The organism is Streptomyces sp. Tue6028 (assembly GCF_002300165.1).
Taxonomy (GTDB): domain Bacteria; phylum Actinomycetota; class Actinomycetes; order Streptomycetales; family Streptomycetaceae; genus Streptomyces; species Streptomyces siamensis.
The window spans coordinates 37,728-42,115 of record NZ_MLCE01000038.1; the positions used below are offsets into that span (position 1 = coordinate 37,728).

General features: G+C 74.4%; 3 protein-coding genes and 1 pseudogene. 2 read left to right on the forward strand and 2 right to left on the reverse strand.

Annotated elements, in window-relative coordinates:
• Positions 1-193 (forward strand): annotated as a pseudogene (locus BKI49_RS34945) (S1 family peptidase); the annotation flags it as partial.
• A gap of 235 nt (positions 194-428) precedes the next feature.
• Here BKI49_RS34945 and BKI49_RS34285 read toward each other — a convergent pair.
• A complete protein-coding gene (locus BKI49_RS34285) occupies positions 429-2,582 on the reverse strand; it encodes a SpoIIE family protein phosphatase (protein ID WP_095938220.1) in 2,154 nt (717 codons plus the stop codon).
• 276 nt (positions 2,583-2,858) lie between these two features.
• On the opposite strand from BKI49_RS34285, the gene BKI49_RS34290 reads away from it, so the two are divergent.
• On the forward strand, positions 2,859-3,467 hold the full coding sequence (locus BKI49_RS34290) for a response regulator transcription factor (protein ID WP_095938217.1): 609 nt from the start codon (positions 2,859-2,861) through the stop codon (positions 3,465-3,467).
• Here BKI49_RS34290 and BKI49_RS34295 read toward each other — a convergent pair.
• Positions 3,436-4,388: ATP-binding cassette domain-containing protein (locus BKI49_RS34295; RefSeq protein WP_143658547.1), on the reverse strand; the 953-nt coding region annotated here is incomplete at its 5' end. The genes BKI49_RS34290 and BKI49_RS34295 overlap by 32 nt on opposite strands.

Consider the following 4,388-nt stretch of genomic DNA (forward strand, 5'->3'; position numbering starts at 1 on the left):
CGCGGGTGCCGGCACGGTGGACCCGAGCGCGGGTGCCGGCGATCAGGCGGGTGCCGGTGACGAGGCCGGCGGCGCCGCCGACCAGACGGGCGGCGACGAGCAGGCCGGTGCGGGCGACCACGCCGGCGGGGCCGCCGACCAGAGCGGCACCGGCATGGACGACGGCTCGGGTCTGGTGAGTTCGCAGCCCTGACCCGGACGGCGAGCACCCCCGACGGTTCGGGAACGCGAGAACCCCTGACGGTCGACGGTCGTGGAACACGAGCACCACTGACCGTCCGGGGACACGGGAACCGCTGACCGTCCGGGAACACGAGAACCACTGACCGGCCGGGAACAGCCGTCCCGGCCGGCAGTGACAGCGGTCCGGCCCTCCGGCGGGAGGGCCGGACCGCCGTGTGTACGGGCACCCCGCGGAGCGGGCCGCCTCAGCCGTGTTCCCGTGCCCGCAGCAGGAGCAGCGCCACGTCGTCGAGCCGTTCCCGGGACTCCGTCCCGCCGTGCCCCACGAGGCTGTCCGCGAGCGCGTCGAGCGGCTGGTCACCGGTCTCGCCGAGCCGCCGGCCCAGGTCGGCGAGGGCGTCCTCGATGTCGACGCCGGGCGACTCGATCAGTCCGTCGGTGTAGAGCGTGAGCAGCGAGCCGGGTGCGAGGGGCACCTCCGTCGTCGGGTACCTGGCGTCGGTGTCGATCCCGAGCAGGGGCCCGCCGGCCAGGTCCAGCACCCGGACGTTCCCGTCCGGCCGCCGCAGCAGGGGTGGCGGATGACCCGCGCGGGCCATGACGGCCACCTCGTGGGCGGGGTCCAGGCTCAGGTAGAGACAGCTGGCGAAGAGGTCGACGCCCAGGTCGATCAGCAGCCGGTTGGTGCTGCGCATCACCTCCTCCGGCGGCTGGCCCACCGTCGTGTAAGCGCGGACGGCAGTACGGATCTGCCCCATCAGGCCCGCCGCCGTCACGTTGTGCCCCTGGACGTCGCCGATCACCGCCGCGGCCCGCCCCTGGGAGGGCACCAGGTCGTAGAAGTCCCCGCCGATGTCCATGCCCCGGGCCGCCGGGAGGTAGCGGGCCGCCGCGTCGATCGAGGGCAGCACGGGCAGGGAGTGCGGCAGCAGCGCCTCCTGCAGACCGTGGGCCAACTGGTGCTTGGCGTCGTACAGGAGGGCACGCTCCAGCGCCTGCGCGACGAGACCGCCGAGACTGGTCAGGACGGCGCGCTCGTCCGCGGGGAAGGGGTGCGGCTCCGCGTACGCCAGGACGCAGGTGCCCACCGGACGACCGGAGGCCACCAGCGGCAGGTACGCCCACGCGGCCATCCCGTCGGGCGTCTTGCTCCGAGCCGGGTAGAGGCGCTCCAACTGCGTCCGCGAGCCGAAGAACGCGGGAGCACCGGTCTTCAGCGCCTGCGTTCCCGGCGTCGGGGCCGTGAGCGGCACTCCGTCGAGACGGTCAACGACCTGCGGGTCCGGGTATCCCCGGTGCCCGAGCACGTGCAGCCGCCCGGCCCGTGCGGCGAGGACGATCAGCGCCTGACTGCCGACCGCGGGCGCGATCTCGTCCGCGACCAGCTGCACCACGTCCTGCACGCCCGCCGCCTGGGTGAGCGCGCTCGCCAGGCTCAGCACGTGGGAGATGGTCACCAGCCGCGGCGTGCCGTCGCCGGGCTGCGGGCCGGCCCGGGTCATCTCGGACACCGCGCGGGCCCGCGAGATCCGCACGCTCAGACCGCTCGTGCTCGGATACAGCCGGAACGACAGCCATTCGCCCGGCGGCCGCAGCGCCACGAACGAGGTCACGTGCTGGCTGAGCAGCGCGGCACGGTAACGGTCCTCGTACACGGGGTCGTTGAGCCACGGCACGGACGCCCACAGCTGGGTGCCCAGGAGCCGGCCGACCGGCAGGCCGAGCAGCTCCGCCGTCGCCGGGTTGGCGAAGCTGACCCGCCCGTGCAGGTCGAGCGCGCACAGCCCGTACGGCAGCCGCGCCACCATGCGGGTCGCCTCCAGCGTGCCGAGGGTGTCGGCGGTGGTTCCCGCGGACGGTGTCAGCAGGTCCGGTTCGGGGGGCACCGGCCGGCGTTCCTCGGCGGCACGCTCCAGGCGCAGTGCGAGCCGGTCGCAGGCGGCGGTGAGCTGGACCCGCTCACGGTCGGACAGGTCCGGCGGATGCGAGCCGGGCCAGGTCACGAAGACCGCGCCGTACGCCGTGTGCTCGGTCACCACCGGCATCGCGGCGAGCGCGAAGGGATAGGGAAGCACCACGGCGATCCGGGGATAGCGGCGGGCCATCTCCTCCTCGCCGCTCACCCAGATCAGCCGCCGGTTCCGCACGGCCTCGGCCACCGGGATCGGCGCGGTCAGCCCCACCCGCTCCCACGGAGCCGCGAACGCCCGGGGCAGGCCCGCCATCACGGCCATCTCCAGCACCGGCTCGTGGTCCGCGAGCAGGTACACCGCTCCGGAGTGCGCGTGGACGTCGTCCATCATCGAGGTCAGCGTCAGCGACAGCAGTGGGCGTCCGACCGGCGCCGGCCTGCTCGCCGGTGCCTGCCTGGCCCCCTGCCAGTCGGACACGCCGACCACCTCCTCGCGGGGCCGCACGACTGCTCAGGTGACCAGGCTCTCTCCTGGCGGCGTATCGCGCACGGCGAGCGTGCCCGGCGGCCGGGCACGGCTGTACCCACGACGGCCGCGGCCATGCCCCCTGCTTCGAAGCAGGGGGCGGCGCGTGAGTGCTCCCCATGCGCCCCCGCGCACCCTCTTGGCCGGTTCTTCGCGCCCATGAACGGTCGCGAACGCCAACAATGGGCACGCGCTCAGGACGACAACGCCGTCGATCGGTCACCTGGAGGAGCCGACGTGATCCGGGTACTACTCGTGCACGACGCATGTCTGGTGCGGCAGGTACTCGCGGAATGGCTGCGCCGAACGCCCGACCTCGGGGTGTACGACACCCCGTGGCGCAGCGCGCCCGGCCACGTCCGCTCGCTCGGGCCGGACGTCTGCGCCGCCGATCTGGACTGCGCCGACACGTACGGCATACCGCCGCTCGCCGAACTGTGCGGGCGGGGAGCGGGGGCGGCGGCGCCGCGGCTCCTCGTGCTTGCCCGTGCGAACAGGCCCGGCCTGCTCAGGCGGGCCGCCGAGGCGGGCGCCCTCGGCTATGTCGACAAGGAGGGCTCGCCGGAGCGGCTGGTGTCGGGGATACGCCGCGTCGCCGAGGGGGAACGTTTCGTCGACGACTCACTGGGCTTCGGGTTTCTCAAGGCGGCACAGATGCCGCTGACCCGGCGCGAGCTGAGCGTGCTCTCCCTCGCCGCCGCCGGAGCCTCCATCGCCGAGATCGCGGGAAGCCTCCATCTGTCCCACGGGACCGTGCGCAACTACATGGCGGCGATCACGCGCAAGACCGGGGCCCGCAACCGCATCGACGCCATCAGGATCTCGCGGGGCGAGGGGTGGGTGTGAGTCCGCCAGGATCTCGCGGGGCGAGGGGCGGGTGTGAGCCCGCCGGCCCGCCGCCGATCAGGTCGCGGTAGAGCGACGAGCGTTCCAGGAGGTCCTCGTGCACCCCGAGGTCCACGCGCCGTCCGTCCATGACCAGCACGCGCCCGGCGCGACGGGCCGAGCTGACACGGTGGGCGACGACCACGAGCGTGCCGCCGGGACGCGCGGCGAAGGCACGCTCCGCGCGTTCCTCCGCGACCGGATCGAGGTGACAGGTCGCCTCGTCCAGTAGCGCGAGCGGTGCGGACGAGAGATACGCCCTGGTCAGCGCGATCAGCTGGCGCTCTCCCGCCGACAGGGCGGCCGGGTCGACCTCGGCCGACGGGCCGCCCAGCCGGTCCAGCAGCTCGTCCAGCCCGACCGTCCGGGCCGCCGCCCACAGCTCCGCCTCCGGTACCGGGTCCGGCCGCAGGTACCCCAGGTTCTCGGCCAGTGTGCCCGTGAAGACGTACGCCTCCTGGGGGATGAGGACGCGTCGCCGGGCGGCCGCCTCGGCCGGCACCGGGTGCCCGTGCACCCGGATCTCGCCGCGCACCGGCTCCAGGAGCCCCGCGACGAGGCCGGTAAGTGTCGACTTGCCGATTCCGCTGGGGCCCACGACGGCCAGATGCGCCCCGTGGGGGAGCCGCAGGTCGAGGTTCTCGATGACGGGGGCGCTGCCGGGACCGTAGGCGAAGGTGACCCCGGTGAGGTGGAGGGCGGCGGCCCCGGTGGTGTCCTCCGGCGCGGACCCGGCGCGGCTCGTGTCCTGTCGCGCGGGCCCGGTGCGGCTCGGGTGCTGCCGCGTGGGCCTGGCGTGACTCGTGTCCGTTCGCGCGGGCCCGGCGTGACTCGTGTCCTCTTGCGCGGGCCCGGTGCGGCTCGGGTGCTGCCGCGTGGGCT